Origin of the sequence: Burkholderia guangdongensis (genome assembly GCF_013403875.1) — a bacterium.
Classification (GTDB): Bacteria; Pseudomonadota; Gammaproteobacteria; order Burkholderiales; family Burkholderiaceae; genus Burkholderia; species Burkholderia guangdongensis.
The window spans coordinates 1-20,473 of sequence record NZ_JACBNX010000033.1 but is presented as its reverse complement, the minus strand read 5'-3'; the positions used below and the strand labels follow the sequence as shown (position 1 = coordinate 20,473).

Annotated in this window: 18 protein-coding genes and 1 rRNA gene; 15 read left to right on the top strand and 4 right to left on the bottom strand. The window is 66.8% G+C overall.

The genetic code is table 11. The features are described 5' to 3' along the window. Positions 1-10 precede the first annotated feature (10 nt). Together HZI36_RS24965 and HZI36_RS24960 are read left to right on the top strand one after the other, a co-directional pair. Positions 11-1,570 (top strand): efflux transporter outer membrane subunit, encoded by a 1,560-nt coding sequence (locus HZI36_RS24965; RefSeq protein WP_179405349.1) that lies wholly within the window; start codon positions 11-13, stop codon positions 1,568-1,570. 131 nt (positions 1,571-1,701) lie between these two features. Beyond that, positions 1,702-2,142 carry a DoxX family protein gene (locus HZI36_RS24960; RefSeq protein WP_179405348.1) on the top strand — a complete coding sequence of 147 codons (441 nt, stop codon included), beginning with the start codon at positions 1,702-1,704 and terminating at the stop codon, positions 2,140-2,142. Positions 2,143-2,214: 72 nt separating this feature from the next. Here the strand turns inward: HZI36_RS24960 and HZI36_RS24955 are convergent, their stop codons facing one another. Both HZI36_RS24955 and HZI36_RS24950 read right to left on the bottom strand, forming a co-directional pair. Further along, on the bottom strand, positions 2,215-3,507 hold the full coding sequence (locus HZI36_RS24955) for an MFS transporter (RefSeq protein WP_179405347.1): 1,293 nt from the start codon (positions 3,505-3,507) through the stop codon (positions 2,215-2,217). Between the two features lie 96 nt (positions 3,508-3,603). Beyond that, the gene (locus HZI36_RS24950) at positions 3,604-4,740 is read right to left on the bottom strand and encodes an ABC transporter substrate-binding protein (protein ID WP_179405346.1); all 1,137 of its coding nucleotides are present in this window, start codon (positions 4,738-4,740) and stop codon (positions 3,604-3,606) included. Between the two features lie 495 nt (positions 4,741-5,235). Between HZI36_RS24950 and HZI36_RS24945 the strand changes: the two genes are divergently transcribed. Continuing rightward, positions 5,236-6,033, top strand: coding sequence for an AraC family transcriptional regulator (locus HZI36_RS24945; protein ID WP_179405345.1), 798 nt, complete (start codon positions 5,236-5,238; stop codon positions 6,031-6,033). A 60-nt stretch (positions 6,034-6,093) separates the two neighbouring features. On the opposite strand, the gene HZI36_RS24940 is transcribed toward HZI36_RS24945, so the two are convergent. Beyond that, positions 6,094-6,360 (bottom strand): hypothetical protein, encoded by a 267-nt coding sequence (locus HZI36_RS24940; protein WP_179405344.1) that lies wholly within the window; start codon positions 6,358-6,360, stop codon positions 6,094-6,096. 474 nt (positions 6,361-6,834) lie between these two features. Between HZI36_RS24940 and aroQ the strand changes: the two genes are divergently transcribed. From aroQ to HZI36_RS24920, 4 genes are all read left to right on the top strand, one after another. After that, complete coding sequence (gene aroQ / locus HZI36_RS24935; RefSeq protein ID WP_179405343.1) at positions 6,835-7,287, top strand: type II 3-dehydroquinate dehydratase; 453 nt, start codon at positions 6,835-6,837, stop codon at positions 7,285-7,287. Then, positions 7,287-8,141, top strand: a complete 855-nt coding sequence (locus HZI36_RS24930) for a shikimate dehydrogenase (protein WP_179405342.1) — start codon at positions 7,287-7,289, stop codon at positions 8,139-8,141. Before aroQ ends, HZI36_RS24930 begins: the two co-directional genes overlap by 1 nt. A 42-nt stretch (positions 8,142-8,183) precedes the next feature. Continuing rightward, positions 8,184-9,521: an MFS transporter gene (locus HZI36_RS24925; RefSeq protein WP_179405341.1), complete on the top strand. Its 1,338-nt coding sequence runs from the start codon at positions 8,184-8,186 to the stop codon at positions 9,519-9,521. 322 nt (positions 9,522-9,843) lie between these two features. Then, positions 9,844-11,070 (top strand): exo-alpha-sialidase, encoded by a 1,227-nt coding sequence (locus tag HZI36_RS24920; RefSeq protein WP_179405340.1) that lies wholly within the window; start codon positions 9,844-9,846, stop codon positions 11,068-11,070. Positions 11,071-11,090: 20 nt separating this feature from the next. On the opposite strand, the gene HZI36_RS24915 is transcribed toward HZI36_RS24920, so the two are convergent. Further along, positions 11,091-12,200 (bottom strand): 2-aminoethylphosphonate--pyruvate transaminase, encoded by a 1,110-nt coding sequence (locus HZI36_RS24915; RefSeq protein ID WP_179405374.1) that lies wholly within the window; start codon positions 12,198-12,200, stop codon positions 11,091-11,093. 266 nt (positions 12,201-12,466) lie between these two features. Here HZI36_RS24915 and phnS point away from each other — a divergent pair, with 266 nt between their 5' ends. The 8 genes from phnS to HZI36_RS24875 all read left to right on the top strand — a co-directional run. Continuing rightward, entirely contained in the window at positions 12,467-13,555 is a 1,089-nt protein-coding gene (gene phnS / locus HZI36_RS24910; protein ID WP_179405339.1) for a 2-aminoethylphosphonate ABC transporter substrate-binding protein, read from the top strand. Between the two features lie 72 nt (positions 13,556-13,627). Next, positions 13,628-14,725, top strand: a complete 1,098-nt coding sequence (phnT, locus tag HZI36_RS24905; RefSeq protein WP_179405338.1) for a 2-aminoethylphosphonate ABC transport system ATP-binding subunit PhnT — start codon at positions 13,628-13,630, stop codon at positions 14,723-14,725. An 84-nt stretch (positions 14,726-14,809) separates the two neighbouring features. Continuing rightward, positions 14,810-15,715 (top strand): 2-aminoethylphosphonate ABC transporter permease subunit, encoded by a 906-nt coding sequence (gene phnU / locus HZI36_RS24900; RefSeq protein WP_179405337.1) that lies wholly within the window; start codon positions 14,810-14,812, stop codon positions 15,713-15,715. Next, positions 15,705-16,568, top strand: coding sequence for a 2-aminoethylphosphonate ABC transport system, membrane component PhnV (gene phnV / locus HZI36_RS24895; protein ID WP_179405336.1), 864 nt, complete (start codon positions 15,705-15,707; stop codon positions 16,566-16,568). The genes phnU and phnV overlap by 11 nt, the downstream gene beginning before the upstream one ends. Before the next feature lie 68 nt (positions 16,569-16,636). After that, positions 16,637-17,893: a phosphonoacetate hydrolase gene (phnA, locus tag HZI36_RS24890; protein WP_246327214.1), complete on the top strand. Its 1,257-nt coding sequence runs from the start codon at positions 16,637-16,639 to the stop codon at positions 17,891-17,893. Continuing rightward, complete coding sequence (phnY, locus tag HZI36_RS24885; protein WP_179405334.1) at positions 17,890-19,344, top strand: phosphonoacetaldehyde dehydrogenase; 1,455 nt, start codon at positions 17,890-17,892, stop codon at positions 19,342-19,344. Before phnA ends, phnY begins: the two co-directional genes overlap by 4 nt. A gap of 4 nt (positions 19,345-19,348) precedes the next feature. Beyond that, on the top strand, positions 19,349-19,894 hold the full coding sequence (locus HZI36_RS24880) for a phosphonate degradation HD-domain oxygenase (RefSeq protein WP_179405333.1): 546 nt from the start codon (positions 19,349-19,351) through the stop codon (positions 19,892-19,894). Positions 19,895-20,335: 441 nt separating this feature from the next. After that, positions 20,336-20,473: ribosomal RNA gene (locus tag HZI36_RS24875) — 16S ribosomal RNA — on the top strand; the annotation flags it as partial.

Here is a 20,473-nt window from a genome sequence, read left to right as displayed (position 1 = left end):
ACTTGAAAAGATGAACACGACCACGATTCACGATCGTCTGATGCGGGCCGGCCGGCTGGCCGCGAGCGGATTGCTGATCGCGCTGCTCGCCGCGTGCGCGGTGGGGCCCGACTACAAGCGGCCCGACGTCGCGACGCCGGCCGCGTTCAAGGAAGCGCCCGCCTCCGCACCGGCGGCCGCGCTTGCGCCGGGCGAGCCGTCCGGCACGTGGAAGACCGCGGAGCCCTCCGATGCCGCGCAGCGCGGCGCATGGTGGACGGTGTTCGGCGATCCGGTGCTCGATGCGCTCGAGCGGCAGGCGCTCGACGCGAACCAGAACCTGAAGGCCGCGGCCGCGCGCGTCGCGGAGGCGCGTGCGGCGACCCGGGCCGCGCGCTCGCAGTGGTTCCCGCAGATCGGTGCGGGCTTCGGGCCGACGCGCGAGGGGTTGTCGTCCGCGTCGCAGTTCCAGCCGCAGGGCACCGGCCCGACGGAGGCGACGCTGTGGCGCGCGCAGGGCACGGTGTCGTACGAGGCCGACCTGTTCGGCCGCGTGAGCCGCAACGTCGAGGCGTCGCGCGCGGACGCCGAGCAGAGCGACGCGCTGTTCCGTTCGGTGCAGCTCGCGCTGCAGGCGGACGTCGCGCAGAACTACTTCGAGCTGCGCCAGCTCGATTCGGACGAGGATCTGTACCGCCGCACGGTCGATCTGCGCGCGCAGGCGCTGAAGCTCGTGCAGCACCGCTTCGACGAAGGCGATATCAGCGAGCTCGACGTGTCGCGTGCGAAGAACGAGCTCGCGTCCGCGCAGGCCGACGCGGTCGGCGTCGCGCGCCGCCGCGCGGCGTCCGAGCATGCGCTCGCGATCCTGCTCGGCAAGGCGCCCGCCGATTTCTCGTTCAAGGAAACGCCGATCGTGCCGGTCGCGGTGACGATCCCGCCGGGTCTGCCGTCCGCGCTGCTCGAGCGGCGCCCGGACATCGCGGCGGCCGAGCGCGCGATGGCGGCCGCGAACGCGCGCGTCGGCCTCGCGAAGGCGGCGTACTTCCCGCAGCTCGACATCACTGGCGCGTTCGGCTTCGAGGCATCGACGCTCGGCAGTCTGTTCATGTGGTCGAGCCGCACGTTCCTGCTCGGCCCGTTCGCGGGCACCGCGCTGACGCTGCCGATCTTCGACGGCGGGCGCCGCAGCGCGGGCGTTGCGCAGGCGCGCGCGCAGTACGACGAGCAGGTCGCGAACTACCGGCAGCAGGTGCTCGTCGCGTTCCGCGAGGTCGAGGACAATCTCGCCGATCTGCGTCTGCTCGACGATCAGATCCGTGCGCAGGACGCGGCCGTGAGCGCGTCGCAGCGCGCGGCGACGCTGTCGCGCGCGCAGTATCAGGAAGGCGAGGTCAGCTATCTCGACGTGATCGACAGCGAGCGCTCGGTGCTGACGTCGCAGTTGCAGTCGAACGCGCTGACCGGCACGCAGGCGGTGTCGACCGTGAATCTGATTCGCGCACTGGGCGGCGGGTGGGGCGACAAGGCTGCGCCCGCATCGGTCGTCGGAAGTGGCGCGGCGCACGGGTCTCCGGCCGACGCCGGCTGACGGGCCGCGCGTGTAAAGATTTGCTACAACCTTTTGCTTGGAAGGGACGGCAAGACCTCCTATTCTGGCGCATTTGCGAGATAAGCCGCGCCTCGGGCGCGGCCGGCCGTTAGCCTACGAGGAGGAATGGAATGACGCGACCCGTCGATTCCGGCGTGATTTTCTGTGCGCGTCTGGCGCTTGCGCTGCTGTTTCTGTGGGGCGGCGTGATGAAGCTGCTGGGCTACGGCGATTTCGTCGGCTATCTGCGCGGCCTCGGCGTGCCGTTCACGCAGGTCGTCGCGCCGATCGTCGTGGCGATCGAAGCGCTCGGCGCGCTGCTGCTGATCGTCGGCTACAAGGTGAAGCCGCTTGCGCTCGTGATGGCCGTGTATACGATCGCGACCGCGATGATCGGGCACAACTTCTGGGACGCGACGAATCCGGCGGTCCAGCACGACATGATGATCCACTTCTGGAAGAACGTCGCGATCGCCGGCGGCTTCCTGCTGCTCTATGTGACCGGCGCGGGCGGCGCGAGCATCGATGGCCTGCGCCGTCCGTCATCGTCGTACGGGTCGAGCCTGCGCTGACGCGTCGGGTGCATCTAGGCGCGTCAGGTGCGTTAGGCGCTTAGGCGCGTCTGGCGCGCGCCGCCCCGTCGCTCAGCGCGCGTCCTTCGAGAACAGCACCGCGATCGCGCCGAGCACGCAGATCGCCGCGACGTAGATGACCGGCGCGAGCGGATTCGATTTCATCATCAGCGACACGATCACCGGCGTCAGGCCGCCGAAGACCGCATACGCGACGTTGTACGAGAACGAGATCCCGGAGAACCGCACGACGGCCGGGAAGCTGCGGACCATCACGTACGGAATCGCGCCGACCGTGCCGACCGTGAAGCCCGCGATCCCGTAGAACAGCGGCAGCGACGACGCGTCGGCCGCGACGCGTGCATGCAGCAGCGCGTAGCACGCGGCGAGCAGCAGCCCGCCGATCGCGATCACGCGCTTCGCGCCGAGCCGGCCGGCGAGCGAGCCCGCGACGACGCAGCCGGCCGTCAGGCACAGCGTCGCGACGCTGTTCGCGAACAGTGTCGTCGCCGGCGCGATGTGGAACTGCTTCTGCAGCAGCGTCGGCGTCATCAGGATCACGACGACGATCGCGGCGGACAGCATCCACGTCAGCATCATCGACACGATGACCGCGCGGCCGTGGTCGCGCAGCACCGCCTTCAGCGGAATCTCCGCCGCGAGTGCCTTTCTCGCCTTCATTTCGGCGAACACCGGCGTTTCGTGCAGCCAGCGGCGCAGGTACACGGAGAACAGGCCGAACACGCCGCCAAGCAGGAACGGAATGCGCCACGCGAACGCGGTCACTTCGGCGCTCGAGTAGCGGCTGTTCACACCGGCCGCGACGAGCGAGCCGAGCAGGATCCCGGCCGTCAGCCCCGCCGTCAGCATGCCGCACGCGTAGCCGACGTGCCGTGCCGGCACGTGCTCGGACACGAACACCCACGCGCCCGGCACTTCGCCGCCGACCGCCGCGCCTTGCAGGATCCGGAACAGCAACAGCAGCACCGGCGCGAGCATGCCGATCGTGTCGTAGGTCGGCAAGCAGCCCATCAGCAGCGTCGGCACGGACATCAGCAGCACGCTCAACGTGAACATCCGCTTGCGGCCGACGAGGTCGCCGAAGTGCGCCATGATCACGCCGCCGAGCGGCCGCGCGAGATAGCCGGCCGCGAAGATGCCGAACGTCTGCAGCTGGCGCAACCAGTCGGGGATGTCGTGCGGGAAGAACAGCTGCCCGATCGCCGGCGCGAAAAACACGAAGATGATGAAGTCGTAGAACTCGAGCGCGCCGCCGAGCGCGGCGAGGCCGAGGGTCTTGTAGTCGGTGCGCGTGAGCGCGCGTTGCGCGGCGCGTGGCACGCCGGTCAGTTCGGTAGCTTGCATGTAGACGATCGATTTATTGTTCGAATAGCGGTGTGCCGCCGCGTGGCGGGCACGCGGCGGGATTCTACAGGAGCACCGAGCGCGGCCGGCGGCGCGTCAGTTGCCGGCGATCGTGTCGACCGGCTTGAACGCGCCGTGCTCGACCTTGTAGATCGTCACCGGCGCATCTTTCAGATCGCCCTTCGCGTCGTACGAGATGCTGTCCGCCGACACGCCCTTGATCGACAGCTTGTCGAGATACGGCCCGTAGACCTTCGGATCGGTCGAGTTCGCGTTCTTCATCGCGGTCAGCAGCGCGATCGTGCCGTCATACGAATACGGCGAGTAGGTGACGACGTCCTCGCCGAAGCGCGCCTTGTAGCGCGCGGCGTAGCCGGTGAAGCCCGGCATCTTCTCCTTCGGCAGCCCGCCCATGTAGACGATCGCGCCTTCGGCCGCGTCGCCGCCGATCTTCAGGAACGTCGGCGAGCGCGACATCTCGCCGGTCACGAACGCAGCCTTGATGCCGAGCTGACGCATCTTGCGGATCATCGGCGACGATTGCGCGTCGCCGCCGCCGTAGAAGATCGCGTCCGGATTCATCCCCTTCAGGTTCGTCAGGATCGCGGAGAAATCGAGCGCCTTGTCGTTCGTGTAGTCGCGCTTGATCACCGTGCCGCCCGCCGCCTCGACCGATTTCGCGAATTCGTCGGCGATGCCCTGGCCATACGCGGTGCGATCGTCGATGATCGCGACGCGCTTGTAGTGCAGCGTCTTCACGACGTACGTGCCGACGATGCGGCCCGCCTGCGCGTCGCTCGTCAGCAGCCGGAACGTGGTCTTGTAGCCGCGCGCGGTGTACTCCGGCGACGTCGCCATCGAGATCTGCGGCAGGCCGGCGCGGTTGTAGAGATCCGACGCAGGAATGCTCGTGCCCGAGTTGAAGTGGCCGATGATGCCGTGCACGCCGTCGTCGATCAGGCGCTGCGCGACGGTCGTGCCGGTGCGCGGGTCGGCCTGGTCGTCCTGCGAGTCGAGCTCGAACGTGACCGGCTTGCCGCCGATCGTCGGATGCGTCGCGTTGAAATCGGCGATCGCGAGCTGGACGCCCTTCTGCATGTCGGTGCCGTAGTTCGACTGCTGGCCGGTGAGCGGCGCGGCGAAACCGATCTTGACTACGTCGGCTGCGTTCGCGTACGCGCCGGACCATGCGCAGGCGACGGCCAGCGCGACGTGCGATACCTTCAGCTTCACTTTCACTTCCCCTTGTTGCGTGGATGGGCCGGCGCCGGGCAGCCGGCCGTTCGATGGCCCGGACGAGGTACGGCAACTGTGGCGCACGTCGACGATGCGCGCCGGCTCCGGCGGGTGCCCGCGGGTTGCGCGGGCTGTGCTGAAATCGGCGTGCTCGGGGGTGATTCGGCTGTCCGCTACGCGGTGTTCGCGAGCGGGGCTGCGCATCGTCACGTGACCTGGAAATGAAGTCTAGATAGCGAAAATCCGCGCGTCTTGCGCGTTCGGAGCGCCGCGCGCGACGATTTCGGCATATCGTAGATAACCCTGATATATGCTGAAATCGTCACGTCGAATGCGTAGCGGGGACAAGACGCGCGGCGGCGCGGTTTTCTACGATGACAGGTGCACGCGCGCGCGGGAGCACCGGATGCGGGGCGCCGGCGCGCTCCTATAATCGACGCCATCCGCTTCGCGATTTGCCGCGCGATTTGCAGCTCAATTCGCGGCGCCCGGATGACGACACTTTTCGCGGTATCGCCCATGACCCTGTCCGACATGCTGAGCGCCCAGCCCGAGAACGCCGACCTCGACGCGATGCTCGCGCACTTTCGCCTGCTGGAGCCGGTGTTCGACGCGCTGCCGGACGTCGCGTTCTTCGTGAAGGATGCGAACGGCCGCTACGCGCTCGTGAACCGCACGCTCGCGATGCGCTGCGGCTACAAGGAAAAGCGCGACCTGCTGGGCAAGACGGCCGAGGAAGTCTTTCCGCGCCGCTTCGGCAGCAGCTATTTCGAGCAGGACATGGCGACCATCAGCGCGGGCCAGCAACTGACGGATCAGCTCGAGCTGCATCTGTATCCGGGCCGGCAGCCGGGCTGGTGCCTGACGTGCAAGGAGCCGCTGCGCACCGCCGACGGGCGCGTGGTCGGGCTCGCGGGCGTCTCGCGCGACCTGAAGGCGCAGGAGGCGTCGCATCCCGCGTACAGCAAGCTCGCGGACGTGGTGCAGTACATCCAGGACCACTACGTGCAGCCGCTGAACCTGAGGCAGCTTGCGCAGATGGCGGGGATGTCGGTTGCGCAGCTCGAGCGCTACTTCCACAAGGTGTTTCACCTGACGCCGCGGCAGGTGCTGCTGAAGACGCGTCTCGACGCCGCGACGGCGTTCCTCGTCACGCACGACAAGGTGACCGACGTGGCGGCGCTGTGCGGCTATACCGACCACAGCGCGTTTACGCGTCAATTCAAGGCGACGGTCGGCGTGACGCCGACGGAATACCGGCTGATGCTGCAGGAGCGGGCCGGCAGCTAGCGCACACCGGCCGGGCCGGCGCACGACGGACGCGGGCCGGCGTATCGACCGGCCGCGGGATCAGCGGTAGCCGAGCCCTTTCAACATCGCGTTGCCGTCTTCGGTCAGACGGAAGCTGGGTGCGGCATCGGCGTCCGCGTTGACCATTTCGACGAGGCCGGCTTCCTGCAGCGCGGGCAGCTCGGGCTTCGCGTTCGCGCCGATCGGCGCATGCAGCAGCACGAGCAGTGTTGCGATCTCGTGATGGCTGAGCAGGCGGCGCAGCATCGTCTTCGGTTTGGCAGGGGGCGCGGCCGGGCGGCCGGCGAGTGTCACTACGGCGCTCATCGCTTACCTCCTTGGGGGCACGAATACCGATGGTGCCGATCGAGACTTAAGCGATTCTTAAAAGCGCGGCGACCGCCCGCCGGCGCGTGGTTACGAGGTGTAACGGTGCCGACGGGCGCAGGCCCGTATCCGGTAAAACATGCCGCCTGTGTGTGCCGCCCACCCGCCACCCGCGTATTTCCTGCCCTGCGCCTGCGCGCCGAAAGCACATCTTGCCGAGCCATCCGGCGGCGTTCGCGGCCGCTTCGCCGTCGCCCTGATTTTGCGGTGTACGGACCAGTCATTTATTATTTTTAGTTGATACATCATTGTTTCAAAAGAAAAATGTCGCAAATTAAAAAAACTAACTAGACCGTACAAATTAGCATAAACCCTGAAAGACAAGCGCGTCGCACAGGCGCACACTTGCGTCGAATTCTTGGTGCCACGGGCGGATTCGCATGGTCGATCAGCCCCCTGTTATTGGAGACTGACATGAGCAAGCGAAAGGTGCTGGTGCTGAACGGCCCGAACCTGAATCTGCTGGGGACGCGCGAGCCCCAGATCTACGGCGCGGAAACGCTCGCCGACGTGGAGCGCCGCTGCCATGCGGCAGCCGACGGCCTCGGGCTCGAGGTCGAGTTCCGCCAGTCGAACGCGGAGCACGAGCTGATCGACTGGCTGCACGCGGGGCGTCACGACGTCGAAGGCGTCGTGATCAACCCGGCTGCGTACACGCATACGTCGGTCGCGCTGGCCGATGCGCTGTCGGCGATCGCGAAGCCGGTGATCGAGGTCCATATCTCGAACGTCCATCGCCGCGAGCCGTTCCGTCACCATTCGTACGTGTCCGGTATCGCCGACGCGGTGATCTGCGGCTGCGGCACCGACGGCTACGTGTTTGCGCTGCAGCGCATGGCAACTATTCTTTCGCAAGGAGGCAAGTAATGAGCCGCCCGTCGTTTCTGATCGGCCTGATCGGCCAGGGCATCGCCGGTTCGCTGTCGCCCGCGATGCATGAGGAAGAAGGATTCCAGCAGGGGTTCGGCTATGTATACCGCCGCATCGACCTCGACGTGCTCGGCGTGAATGCCGACGCGCTGCCGCAACTGCTCGCCGACGCCGAGCACATGGGCTTCAACGGGCTGAACATCACGCATCCGTGCAAGCAGCGCGTGATCGAGCATCTCGACGAGCTGTCCGACGACGCGCGCGCGCTCGGCGCGGTCAACACGGTGCTGCTGAAGGACGGCAAGCGGATCGGCCACAACACCGATTGGTCGGGCTTCGCGAAGTCGTTCAAGCGCGGCCTGCCCGATGCGTCACTGGCACGCGTCGTGCAACTCGGCGCGGGCGGCGCCGGCGCGGCGGTCGCGCATGCGACGCTCGCGATGGGCGCGGCCGAACTCACGATCTTCGACGTCGACCCGGCACGCGCGGGCGGGCTCGCCGACGATCTGCAACGCCGCTTTCCGGCCGCGTCGGTGAAGGCGGGCAGCGATCTGCCGGCCGCGATGCGCGCGGCGACGGGCCTGATCAACGCAACGCCGATCGGAATGAACAAGCATCCGGGCCTGCCGCTGCCGGCGGAGCTGCTGCATCGGGATCTGTGGGTCGCGGACATCGTCTACTTCCCGCTCGAAACCGAGCTGATCCGCACTGCGCGCGACCTTGGCTGCCGCACGCTGCCGGGCGGCGGCATGGCGGTGTACCAGGCCGTCGACGCGTTCGAGATCTTCACCGGCCGCACGCCCGACGCGGAGCGCATGTTCGCGCACTTCCAGTCGCTCGTCGGGCGCTGATTTCCACGATTCGGATACGGATAGAGAGACCAGGAGACAGTCATGCAGCAATCCACCCAGACGAACGCCGCGCGGGCCCGCCCGACGGCGGCCGGCGCAGTCCGGCGCAGCTCGGCGCGCTACAAGATCCTCGCGCTGCTCGCGATCGGCACGATGATCAACTACCTCGATCGCACGGTGCTCGGCATCGCGGCGCCGCAGCTGACGAAGGAACTCGGCATCACCGCGACGGTGATGGGCGTGATGTTCTCCGCGTTCTCGTGGACGTACGTGCTCACGCAGGTGCCCGGCGGCCTGTTCCTCGACCGCTTCGGCAGCAAGCTCACGTATTACCTGTCGATGACGTTCTGGTCGATCTGCACGCTGCTGCAGGGTTTCGTGTACGGCATCGTGCCGCTGCTCGCCTGCCGTCTCGGCCTCGGCGTCGCTGAGGCGCCGTGCTTCCCGACCAACAGCCGCGTCGTCGCGACCTGGTTCCCGCAGAGCGAGCGCGCGATGGCGACCGGCACCTACACGGTCGGCGAATACATCGGTCTCGCGTTCTTCAGCCCGATGCTGTTCGCGCTGATGGGCGCGTTCGGCTGGCGCTCGCTGTTCTGGGTGGTCGGCATCGTCGGCATCGTGTTCGGCCTCATCTGGTGGAAGTTCTATCACGAGCCGCACAACCACCCGGGCGCGAACGCCGAGGAGATCGCGTACATCGAGGAAGGCGGCGGCCTCGCGCATGGCGCGAAGCCGGACGACAAGCCCGAACAGGTGAAATTCAGCTGGAGCATGGCCGGCCAGTTGCTGAAGAAGCGCCAGCTCGCCGGCATCTGCCTCGGCCAGTTCGCTGGCAACTCGACGCTCGTGTTCTTCCTGACCTGGTTCCCGACCTATCTGGCGACGGAACGCCACATGGGCTGGCTGAAGATCGGCTTCTTCGCGATCATGCCGTTCATCGCCGCGTCGATCGGCGTGATGTTCGGCGGAATCTTCTCCGACTGGCTGCTGCGTCGCGGCAAGTCGGCGAACGTTGCGCGCAAGCTGCCGATCATCGCGGGCCTGCTGCTCGCGTCGACGATCATTCTCGCGAACTACGTGCAGAGCAACGTCGCGGTGATCGCGATCATGTCGGTCGCGTTCTTCGCGCAGGGGATGGCCGCGCTCGGCTGGACGCTCGTGTCCGACATCGCGCCGGACGGCCTGCTCGGCATCACCGGCGGGATCTTCAACCTCGCCGCGAACCTGGCCGGCATCATCACGCCGATCGCCGTCGGCTTCATCGTCGCAACGACCGGTTCGTTCGTCGGCGCGCTCGTGTTCATCGGCGTGATCGCACTGATCGGCGCGGCGTCCTACATCTTCATCGTCGGCGACATCAAGCGGATCGTGCTGTAACGCGCCGTTTCGTCGCCGCTTCCCGCCCGGCCGTTCTTCGAACGCCGGGCTTTTTTTTGTTTGTCGCGCTTATTTCCGGCGGGCGTTATTGGGATGGCATTGTTTCGATATTCGATTTTATCTGGAATAAATAGCGGATATTTTATTTGAGATTTGTTATCTATTGTTTGAATGAGTGGAGTGGATAAAAAGAAATGGCGAATTGATTGAATGTGAAGAATGCGTGGTATAGCATTGGCCGCTCTCTATCAGGGAATTGACTCGAGGAGGGCGTGTGTCTGGATTATCGAGAAAGGCCGTCAAATACAAGCTGACCGCGCTTGTGGCAGCGGCAATCTGGTTTCCATCCGTTTGGTCGTGCGCGCAAGCCTATCCGCCACCGCCCGGCGTCGTTGTCGCGCATAGTCCCGCAGCCAGCCAGATTTATCTCGGGTCGCCGTCGATCGCGATAATCAGTCGCGGGCATTATGTGCTTTCACACGATACTTTCGGGCCGGGTTCGACGCAGGATACGGAGTATTTATACGAGTCGCGCGACTGCGGCAACACCTGGAAAACGCTCGGCACGTTGAAAGGGCAGTATTGGTCGTCGTTATTCATTTGGCGGCGAGCGCTGTATATCATGGGCACGAGCGGCTATGGCGGCGTGCCGACGATTCGCCGTTCGCTGGACGGCGGCAGGACCTGGACGCAGCCGCGCGATGCCGGCACCGGGGTGCTGTCCGCGAGCGGCAAGTACTTTACGGCGCCGGTGCCGGTCGTCGCCGCGCACGGCAGGCTGTGGCGCGCGATGGAGGAGGTCGATCCCAACGGCCTGTGGCCATTCATGATGTCGGCGCCGGTGTATGGCGATCTATTGAAGGCGAGCACCTGGACGCGCAGCAACGCGATGGCGCCGAATCCGGCCTGGCTGGGCGATGGTTTCAAGGGGTGGCTCGAGGGAAATGCGGTCGTCGGGCCGGACGGCGGCGTGATGAACATGCTGCGCGTCTACCACGCCGGCTTGCCCGAAAAGGCGGCGCTGCTGACGACGAGCCGTGACGGTGCGCGGATGGAATTCGATCCGTCGAGCGGATTTGTCGATCTCCCGGGCGGCGACAAGAAATTCACGATCCGGTTCGACCGGCGCACCAGACTCTATTGGTCGCTCGTCAATGCGGTGGTGGACGGCCATCACAGCGGCAATATCGAGCGTGCGCGCAATACGCTGGCGCTGGTGTCGTCGCCGGATCTGCGGAACTGGACGCTGCGCCGGATCGTGCTGCATCACGACGACTGGCAATTCCACGCGTTTCAATATGCGGACTGGCAGTTCGACGGCACCGACATCGTCGCGGCGGTACGGACGTCGTTCGACGACGCGACGGGCGGCGCGCATTCCCAGCACGACGCGAACTACGTCACGTTCCATCGGATAGAGGGCTTCCGGGACAGGTCGGACGAGGTCAGGCGCTGGGGGCAGTGCGGTTTGTCCCAGGAAGACGACGATAGCGGGCAGTCGCAGGCGAGCGATCTGCAAGATCAGCCGCGGGCGCTCGATTCGCAATAGCGCTCGCGGCATTTCGTCATTTACCCGCGCCGCACCTTAATGCCGAGCGCCTCGACCGCCCGCGCGATCGCCGCGACCGCGCGCCGCACGTCATCGGCGTCGATCGCGCCGATGCAGCCGACGCGGAACGTCTCGAGCTGCGTCAGCTTGCCCGGATACAGGATGAAGCCCGCGTCTTTCACTTCGTCGTAGAAGCGCTTGAAGTCGTACGCGGGATCGGCCGGCGCGTGGAACGTGACGATTACCGGCGCCTGCACGCTTGCGTCGAGAAACGGCACGAAGCCGAGCGCGCGCATCGATTCGACGAGCGTGCGGCAGTTCTCCACATAGCGCGCGCCGCGTGCCGGCCGGCCGCCTTCCGCGATGAACTGGTCGAGCGCGGTGCGCAGCGCGGCGACGACGTGTGTCGGCGGCGTGAAGCGCCATTGGCCGGTCTTGCGCAGATACGCGTATTGATCGTACAGGTCGAGCGCGAGCGACGGCGAGCGGCCTTCGGCCTCGTCGAGCGCGTCGCGCCGGACGAGCACGAAACCCATCCCCGGCACGCTTTCGAGGCACTTTCCGCTCGCGGACACGAGCGCGTCGATTCCGCTGCCGTCGAGCGCGATCGGCAGCGCGCCGAACGAGCTCATCGCGTCGACGATCAGCCGCTTGCCGTGCCGCCGGCAGATCGCCGCGATGTCGTCGAGCGGATTGAGGATCCCGGCGCTCGTTTCCAGATGCACGAGCGCGACATGCGTGATCCGCGGCTCGCGCGCGAACGCGGCCTCGATCGCGGCGGGGGCGACGGCCGCGTCCTCGCCGAACGGCAGCGCGATCGCGTCGATCCCGAGCCGGTCGAGGATCTTCAGGATGCGTGCGCAGTACGCGCCGTTGTCGGGCACGAGCACGACGCCGTCGCGCGGCACCAGCGTGCCGAGCGCGGCCTCGACCGCGAACGTACCACTGCCCTGCATCGGCACGCATACGTATGCGTCGCCGCCTTGCGCGATCTCGACGAGATCGGCGCAGACGCTCGCCGTCAGCCGGTTGAACTCGGCATCCCACGAGCCCCAGTCGCGCAGCATCGCGTCGCGCGTGGCGGCGGACGTCGTGAGCGGGCCGGGTGTGAGCAGGATCGGGGTGGGCACATTCATCTGATTTTTCTCCATCGGATTCGATTCGGGCGACGCGCAGGAGCGCGCATCGTCATCACGCATATGCTAGTTGCAAAATGTGTCATTTTTTTGGATATTGTGGCGTCTGTCATGGGCATGTCATTTAACGCTGTGATCCTTCGGTTGCCGCGCGAGACCGCACCGGTCGGCGGCGTCGAGATGGGCCGATCGACGGTCCGTCCGCATAACAGGAGCCGGTCGTGCCGGCCCTCTGGTGTTCCGCCCTACGGAGAAGTGAGATGACTCAGCAGAATTCCCCGCGCGCCGCTGGCGGCGCGTTCCGCAAACTGGCGCTGGCCGCCGCCGCCGCCGGCATGCTGCAAGGCGCCGCGCTGCCCGCGCACGCCGCGGGAACGGTCGTGCTGTATACGGCCGATGGCCTCGAGAACCTGTACAAGGATGTGCTGCCCGCGTTCGAGAAGCAGGAAGGCGTGAAGGTCGCGATCGTGACGGCCGGCAGCGGCGAGGTCGTGAACCGCGCGAACATCGAAAAGGATTCGCCGAAGGCCGACGTGATCGTCACGCTGCCGCCGTTCATCCAGCAGGCCGACCAGTCGGGCCTGCTGCAGCCGTACCAGAGCGTGAACTACAAGAACGTGCCGGCGATCGCGAAATCGTCGAGCGGCTCGTGGGCCACGTTCGTGAACAACTACTTCTCGTTCGCGATCAACCCGGCCGTCGTGAAGGCCCAGCCGAAGACGTTCGCGGACCTGCTGCACCCGGACTACTCGGGCAAGATCGCGTACTCGAATCCGGCGACGGCCGGCGACGGGATGGCGGTGATCATCCTGACGACGTCGCTGATGGGCGAGGACAAGGCGTTCGACTACCTGAAGTCGGTCGAGAAGAACGTGAAGTTCCATACGAAGGGCACGGGTTATCTCGACGTGCTGCTGTCGCGCAACGAGCTGTCGTTCGCGAACGGCGACCTGCAGATGGACCTCGACGACGCGGCGAACGGCGGCCTGTCGCTGAAGCCGGTGTTCCTCGCCGCGCAGGCGGGCGGCCAGCCGACGACGTTCCAGTTGCCGTACGCGATCGGCCTGATCAAGAACGGCCCGAACCAGGGCGAAGGCAAGAAGCTGATCGACTATCTGATGTCGACGGAAGTGCAGGCGAAGGTGCCGGACATCTTCGGCATCCCGGGCCGCACCGATGTGCCGCTCGCTGGCAAGAACGGCGAGGCGGTGAAGCAGGCGATCGCCGGCGTGAAGCTCGTCCCGGTCGACTGGACCCAGGTGATGGCGAAGAAGGCCGACTGGACCGCCCGCTGGAAGAGCGAGGTGATCGGCGGGTCGGGCAAGCCGCTCGAAGTCGTGAAGCCGTAACGCGCACTTGCGCCGCGATGCCGTTCAGTCACGCACTGAACGGCATTTCCCTTTGATTGGAGGAAGAATCCGGTGGACGCTGCAAGTTTGTCCCACCCCGGCGCGTTCGGCGCCGCCGAGCCGCGCGCGACGCTGCGCTCCGGCGCGCCGGGCGGCGTGCAGATCGAGCATCTGAGCGTGCGCTACGGCGCGCGCACGGTGCTCGACGATCTGTCGCTGTCGATCGGCGCCGGCGAATTCCTGACCGTGCTCGGCAAGAGCGGCTGCGGCAAGACCACGCTGCTGCGCTTCATCGCCGGGTTCGTGAAGGCCGACGGCCTGTCCGGCACGCTGACCGTCGCCGGTCGCGACCTGACGTACGCGCCGCCGCACAAGCGTAATCTGGGGCTGCTGTTCCAGAACTACGCGCTGTTTCCGCATCTGTCGGTTTTCGAGAACGTCGCGTTCGGGCTCCGCGCGCGGCGGATGGCGTCCGCCGACATCACGCGTTGCGTTGCCGACGCGCTGAAGCTCGTGCAGCTCGGCGACGCCGGCCATCATCTGCCGGCGCAGCTGTCCGGCGGGATGCAGCAGCGCGTCGCGCTGGCGCGCGCGCTCGTGATCGAGCCCGACGTGCTGCTGCTCGACGAGCCGCTCTCCGCGCTCGACGCGAACCTGCGCGCATCGGTGCGCACCGAGCTGAAGGCGCTGCACGAGCGGCTGCCGAACCTGACCGTCGTCTGCGTGACGCACGACCGCGACGACGCGCTCGTGCTGTCGGACCGCGCGCTGCTGATGCGCGACGGCCACGTCGCGCAGCTCGGCACGCCGCAACAGTTGTACGACACGCCGGTCGACGGCTACGTCGCGCGCTATCTGGGCCCGGCGAACCTGCTGCCGCCGCGCGCGATCTTCCCGCTCGGCGATCCGCGCCACGAGATCCGCGACAAGGTCGCGTGCGTGCGCCCCGAGCGCTTCACGATCGTGCCGCCCGCCGCCGGCGGACTGCACGGCACGATCGCGTCGGTCGAATGGCAGGGCGCGGAGCTGTCGATCACGGTCGCGATCGACGCGGCGCCGGCGGAGCCGGTGCGCGTGACGATGCAGCGCGGCCGCGGCGCGACGCCGGAGCGCGGCGCGCGCGTTTCACTGCAATGCGAGGCAGACGATGTCGTCCTTATCGAGCCCTGAAATGAAACGACCCCCACGCTCACTTTGTTCGCTGCCCCCCGAGGGGGCGGTCAGCCTCCTTGGGGCGGCCCGGCGGAGGCTGACATGGCACCGCTGAGTGAGCGAGCACTGGCGTCGGCTGCCGCGCACGCAGCCGCGGCGCGGCGCCGCAAGCGGCTCGGCGACTGGCATCTGATCGTGCTCGCGACCGTCGTGCTCGGCCCGCTCGTCGTCTATCCGCTCGTGCGCCTCGTGATGCTGAGCCTGACCGGCGCGCACGGCGGCTTCGGCTTCGACGCGTACCGGAGCTTCTTCGGCACGCCCGACGCGCGCAACGTGCTGTTCACGACGCTCGGCGTGCTCGTCGCGAGCGCCGGCACCGCGTCGCTGCTCGGCGTGCTGCTCGCGTCGCTGCTGTTCTTCAGGCCGTTCCCGGGCGCGACGCTCGTCACGCGCTTTCTGGAGCTGTACGTCGCGTTCCCGTCGTTCCTGGTCGCGTTCACGCTGATCTTTCTGTACGGCTCGCAAGGCGCGATCAGCATCGCGCTGCAGCGGATCTTCCATCTCGATCAGCCGCCGCTCGATTTCCTGTTCGGCCTGGGCGGCGTGATTCTCGCGCAGACCGTGTTCTATACGCCGTTCGTCGTGCGGCCGACGCTCGCGTCGTTCGCGATGCTCGACCTGCGGCTGATCGAAGCGGCGCGCAGCCTCGGCGCGACCGGCTGGATGCTCGCGCGGCGCGTCGTGCTGCCGATCGCGTGGCCGGGGATCGCGGCGGGCACCGTGCTGTGCTTCCTGCTGACGCTGAACGAATTCGGGATTCTGCTGGTGCTCGGCAGCGCGAAGCTCGTCACGCTGCCGGTCGCGATCTACAGCAGCGCGACCGTCGATCTGGATTTGCCGACCGCGTCGGCCGGCGCGGTCGGGATGCTCGTGCTGTCGCTCGCGCTTTATACGATTTATCGCCGGATGAACCGGCGTGCGATGGGAGGGGCGAGCGATGCCCGCTGAATACCGGATCGGCCGCACCGGCGTGCCGCGTCATGAAATCGGCTTCGCCGACACGGTGCTGAAGCACGCGTCGCGCGCCGCGCTCGCGCTTGCCGCGTTCGCGTGCTTCTGGCTGTTCGTGCTGCCGGTGATCGTCGTCGCACTGTCGAGCGTCGCGACGCAATGGTCGGGCACGATCCTGCCGTCGGGCTACAGCCTGCGCTGGTTCGGACGGCTCGGCTCCGACGAATACGGCGCGCTCCTGACGAGCCTCGAGATCGGCTTCGGCGTCGCGGTGCTCGGCACGATCCTCGGCGTCTGGCTCGCGCTCGCGCTGGAAGGCCGCAGCGGGCGCGGCGTCGGTGCGATCGTCGACGCGCTCGTGATGGTGCCGAACGGCGTGCCGAGCGTCGTGCTCGGGCTCGCGGTGCTGATCGCGTATCACAAGAAGCCGGTCGATCTGTCGAGCTCTGCGGCGATCGTCGTGTTCGTGCAGCTCGCGCTGATTCTGCCGTTCTGCTATCGCTGCGCGGCGGCGGCGCTGCGCCCGGAATTGACCGTGCTGCGCGAAGCGGCCGCGAGCCTCGGCGCGCCGCCCGCGATGGTGCTGTTCCGCGTGCTGCTGCCGCAACTCGTGCCGGCGCTGCGCGCGAGCCTGGCGCTCGGTTTCGCGCTGTCGCTCGGCGAGCTCGGCGCGACGCTGACCGTCTATCCGCCCGGCTTCGCGACCGTGCCGATCGTCGTGATCGGCGAGGTCGAGCGCGGCTACTACCTGCCCGCGTCCGCGCTATCGCTGCTGATGCTCGGCGCGTCGCTCGCGGCGCTGCTGCTGATCGCCGCGCGCGTGCCGGGCAGCCGGCGGGCGGCGCGATGAATGCCGCGTTTTCCGCCGCGTTTTCCATCATGGCGCCCGAACGCGCCGGTCACCCATCAGCTTCTTCCATGCGAGCCGATATGAGCGATACCCGGATCGAAGTCAACGGCCGGCGCTACCGGCTGCCCGCGGAGCCGACCGTCGTCGTCTGCGTCGACGGTTGCGAATACGACTATCTCGAATGCGCGGTCGACGCGGGCGCCGCGCCGTTCATCGGCAGGATGATGACTGAGGGCACTGCGTGGCGCGCGGATTGCGTGGTGCCGACCTTCACGAACCCGAACAACCTGTCGATCGTTTGCGGCGTGCCGCCGGCGGTGCACGGGATCTGCGGCAACTACTTCTGGGATCCGGACGCGAACGACGGCCGCGGCGCCGAGGTAATGATGAACGACCCGGCGTATCTGCGGGCCGGCACGCTGCTCGCGGCGGCGTCCGAGGCCGGTGCGCGGGTCGCGGTCGTGACCGCGAAGGACAAGCTGCGCCGCCTGCTCGGCGCGGGGATGCGCGGCATCTGCTTCTCGGCCGAGAAGGCAGCACAGGCGACGCTCGCGGAGAACGGCGTCGACAACGTGCTCGACTGGGTCGGGCTGCCGTCGCCGGACGTCTACAGCGCGGCGTTGTCCGAATTCGTGTTCGCGGCGGGCGTGCGCCTTGCGCAGACGCGGCAGATCGACCTGATGTATCTGTCGACGACCGACTACGTGCAGCACAAGTGCGCGCCCGGCAGCGAAGGCGCGAACGCGTTCTACGCGATGATGGACCGCTATCTCGCGCAGCTCGACGCGCTCGGCTGGGCGATCGGGCTGACCGCGGATCATGGGATGAACGCGAAGCACGATCCGGCGACCGGGCGGCCGAACGTCGTCTACCTGCAGGACGTGCTCGACGGCTGGCTCGGCGCCGGCGCGGCGCGCGTGATCCTGCCGATCACGGACCCGTACGTCGTGCATCACGGCGCGCTTGGTTCGTTCGCGACCGTCTATCTGACGGCCGGCGTCGACCGCGACGCGACGATGCGCCGCCTCGCCGATCTCGACGGCGTCGAGATCGTGCTCGACAACGCCGGCGCGGCCGCGCGCTTCGAGCTGCCGGCGGACCGGATCGGCGACGTCGTCGTGATCGCGCGTCGCGACATGACGCTCGGCACGCGCGAGCGCGAGCACGACCTGTCGGGGCTGACCGTGCCGCTGCGCTCGCACGGCGGGCTGTCGGAGCAGGAGGTGCCGCTGCTGTTCAATCGTCGCGTGACGCGCGGTGACGCGCCGCACCGCCCGCGGAATTTCGACGTCTTCGACTACGTGCTGAACCGGACCGAATCATGACCCCCAGTTCCGTGAAGGACCACGCGGCATTGCGCGTGGAGACGCTGCGCCTTGGCGGCGAACGCGCCGCGCGCGAGCGCCATTTCGACGTGATGGATCCGTATACGGACACGCGCGTCGGCACGGTGCCGCTCGCGAGCGTCGACGACGTGCGCGCGGCATTCGATTACGCAATGCGCTACCGGCCGCGCCTGACACGCTACGAACGCTCGCAGATTCTCGAGCGCGCGGCGGCGCTGCTGCGCGAGCGGGTGGAGGAGGCGTCGGATCTGATCACGCTCGAATCGGGGCTGTCGAAGCGCGATTCGCGCTACGAGGTCGGCCGCGTGGCCGACGTGCTGAAGTTCGCGTCGATCGAGGCGCTGCGCGACGACGCGCAGAGCTTCTCGTGCGATCTGACGCCGCACGGCAAGGCGCGCCGTGTGTTCACGCAGCGCGAGCCGCTCGAAGGCGTGATCGTTGCGATCACGCCGTTCAACCATCCGATGAACCAGGTCGCGCACAAGATCGCGCCGGCGATCGCGACGAACAATCGCGTGATCGTGAAGCCGTCGGAGAAGGTGCCGCTGTCGGCGCTGTACCTGGCCGATCTTCTTTACGAAGCCGGATTGCCGGAACCGATGCTGCAGGTGTTGACCGGCGACCCGCGCGAGATCGCGGACGCGCTGCTCACGCATCCGCACGCGTCGCTCGTCACGTTCACGGGCGGTGTCGCGATCGGCAAGTACATCGCGGAGAAGGCCGGCTATCGGCGCGTCGTGCTTGAGCTCGGCGGCAACGATCCGCTGATCGTGCTCGACGACGCCGATCTCGATCGCGCGGCGACCCTGGCCGCGCAGGGCTCGTACAAGAATTCCGGGCAGCGCTGCACGGCGGTGAAGCGCATTCTGGTGCAGCGGACGATCGCGCCGGCGTTCACCGAGCTTCTGGTCGAGAAAACCCGCGCATGGACGTACGGCGATCCGTTCGACGCGGGCAACGAGATGGGCACGGTGATCGACGAGGCGGCGGCGCGGCTGTTCGAGGCGCGCGTCGGCGAGGCGGTCGCGCAGGGCGCGCGGCTGCTGACTGGCAACGTGCGGCGCGGCGCGCTGTATTCGCCGACGGTGCTCGATTGCGTCGACCCGGCGATGACACTGGTGCGCGAGGAGACGTTCGGGCCGGTGTCGCCGATCATCGCGTTCGATACGATCGACGACGCGATCCGGATCAGCAACGGCACCGCGTTCGGGCTGTCGTCCGGGATCTGCACGGACAGCGCACCGGCGATCCGGCGCTTCGTCGACGAACTGAGCGTCGGCACGGTGAACGTGTGGGAAGTGCCGGGTTACCGGATCGAGCTGACGCCGTTCGGCGGGATCAAGGATTCGGGGCTGGGTTACAAGGAAGGGGTTCAGGAGGCGATGAAGAGCTTCACGAATCTGAAGACGTTCTCGTTGCCGTGGGGGTGAGTGAATGGCATTGACGCTCGACGAGATTCGCGGGCTCTACCGCGAGCATGGTCACGTTGCGTACAGCGGGGAGCCGGTGACGCAGCTGGAGCACGCGTTGCAATCAGGGCAACTGGCGGAGGAGGCGGGGGCGGACGACGCGCTGGTCGCGGCGGCGTTCCTGCACGATCTCGGGCATTTGCTGAATCGCCAGGGCGACACGCCGAGCGCGCGCGGCATCGACGATCTGCATCAATACTATGCGCTGCCGTTCCTGCGGCCGATCCTGCCCGATGCGGTGCTGGAGCCGATCCGGCTGCACGTGGATGCGAAGCGCTGCCTGTGCCGGATCGATGCAAGCTACCACGACAGCCTGTCGCCGGACTCGGTGCGCAGTCTGGCGTTGCAGGGCGGCGTCTTCAGCGACGAGGAGGCGGATGCGTTCATGCGGCGCCCGTATGCGGAAGATGCGCTGCGCTTGCGCCGCTGGGACGATACCGCGAAGGTGGAGGGCAAGCGTACGCCGGACCTCGATCACTATATGGAAATCGTCGCGCGCGTCGCTCTTTAACTTTTTTCACAAACCCTCTTGCGCGATCCGAAGGCCGTGCCTACAATCACGCCTCTTTCGCGCTACGGCGAACGCGGCGCGAAAGGGGAAGTGGAGGTGATCAGGCAGTCAGCGACGGGATGTTAAAAAAGTTGTTGACGAGCTGCAGAAAACTGATCATAATCTCGCTTCTCTGCTGCTGAAAACGCAGCGCTGCCGAGAAGGGCGAAACGAAGCAAGTTTCGCGGTTCTTGACAGACATGCTCTTTAACAATGAACAGCCGATAAGTGTGGGCGCTTGATGGCGTCGAGACCTGAGCCGCGGGTGACCGTGGAGCAGGTAAGCGAAAGTATCAAGAGTCTCACACAAAAGTAAGTCAGGTTTATGAAGCAATTCATATGACCTGTCAGCTTTGAGTGAGCGACCGGTTTCTAACGAAACCGAAAACAGTAACAGGCATTGAACTGAAGAGTTTGATCCTGGCTCAGATTGAACGCTGGCGGCATGCCTTACACATGCAAGTCGAACGGCAGCACGGGGGCAACCCTGGTGGCGAGTGGCGAACGGGTGAGTAATACATCGGAACATGTCCTGTAGTG

Excerpts from the sequence above, each read along its gene's own strand:
- HZI36_RS24965 (WP_179405349.1), top strand. The coding sequence starts at position 11 with ATGAACACGACCACGATTCACGATCGTCTGATGCGGGCCGGCCGGCTG.
- HZI36_RS24960 (WP_179405348.1), top strand. The coding sequence starts at position 1,702 with ATGACGCGACCCGTCGATTCCGGCGTGATTTTCTGTGCGCGTCTGGCG.
- HZI36_RS24955 (WP_179405347.1), bottom strand. The coding sequence starts at position 3,507 with ATGCAAGCTACCGAACTGACCGGCGTGCCACGCGCCGCGCAACGCGCG.
- HZI36_RS24945 (WP_179405345.1), top strand. The coding sequence starts at position 5,236 with ATGACGACACTTTTCGCGGTATCGCCCATGACCCTGTCCGACATGCTG.
- HZI36_RS24940 (WP_179405344.1), bottom strand. The coding sequence starts at position 6,360 with ATGAGCGCCGTAGTGACACTCGCCGGCCGCCCGGCCGCGCCCCCTGCC.
- aroQ (WP_179405343.1), top strand. The coding sequence starts at position 6,835 with ATGAGCAAGCGAAAGGTGCTGGTGCTGAACGGCCCGAACCTGAATCTG.
- HZI36_RS24930 (WP_179405342.1), top strand. The coding sequence starts at position 7,287 with ATGAGCCGCCCGTCGTTTCTGATCGGCCTGATCGGCCAGGGCATCGCC.
- HZI36_RS24925 (WP_179405341.1), top strand. The coding sequence starts at position 8,184 with ATGCAGCAATCCACCCAGACGAACGCCGCGCGGGCCCGCCCGACGGCG.
- phnS (WP_179405339.1), top strand. The coding sequence starts at position 12,467 with ATGACTCAGCAGAATTCCCCGCGCGCCGCTGGCGGCGCGTTCCGCAAA.
- phnU (WP_179405337.1), top strand. The coding sequence starts at position 14,810 with ATGGCACCGCTGAGTGAGCGAGCACTGGCGTCGGCTGCCGCGCACGCA.
- phnV (WP_179405336.1), top strand. The coding sequence starts at position 15,705 with ATGCCCGCTGAATACCGGATCGGCCGCACCGGCGTGCCGCGTCATGAA.
- phnA (WP_246327214.1), top strand. The coding sequence starts at position 16,637 with ATGCGAGCCGATATGAGCGATACCCGGATCGAAGTCAACGGCCGGCGC.
- phnY (WP_179405334.1), top strand. The coding sequence starts at position 17,890 with ATGACCCCCAGTTCCGTGAAGGACCACGCGGCATTGCGCGTGGAGACG.
- HZI36_RS24880 (WP_179405333.1), top strand. The coding sequence starts at position 19,349 with ATGGCATTGACGCTCGACGAGATTCGCGGGCTCTACCGCGAGCATGGT.